This is a genomic window from Oleiphilus sp. HI0043 (assembly GCF_001634935.1).
The window spans coordinates 1-503 of record NZ_LWEY01001214.1 but is presented as its reverse complement, the minus strand read 5'-3'; the positions used below and the strand labels follow the sequence as shown (position 1 = coordinate 503).

The following is a 503-nucleotide window of genomic DNA, read 5'->3' as shown; positions in this document are numbered from 1 at the left end:
TGCTGAATCAAGGTACCACCAGCGCTATGTACAATGCATTTGGGTTTGCCTGTTGTTCCTGATGAATAGAGGATGTACAGCGGTGCCGAAAAGGGCATTTGCGTGAATGACAATGCGCTGTTGTCCTCTACCTTCATTACATCCGCCCAGGTATGAAATGAATCACCAAGGGCTTCTTTGTCGCTATCTTTTGGCTTGAGATAAGGAATCAGTATGCAGGCTTCTAATTCGCTTAGACCTTTCTGGACGGCTTTAACACGTTCAAGGCTGCTGATAGTTTTATTTCCATAGTAATAACCGTCTGTAGCAAAAAGGACTTTAGGACGAGTTTGTTCGAAGCGATCGAGCACGCCTGTTACGCCAAAATCGGGTGAACAGGATGTCCAGATTGCACCGAGGCTACTTGTAGCAAGCATGGCAATCACCGCATAGCAACTATTTGGTAGGAAGCCGGCTACCACATCGCCTTTTGCTACGCCCACTTGCTTAAGATATGTGGCACA

1 protein-coding gene is annotated in these 503 nt (G+C 46.7%); it reads right to left on the bottom strand.

Features of this window, described 5'->3' with window-relative positions:
* A partial coding sequence (locus A3729_RS14835) for an AMP-binding protein (protein ID WP_156497961.1) occupies positions 1–503 on the bottom strand: 503 nt, incomplete at both ends.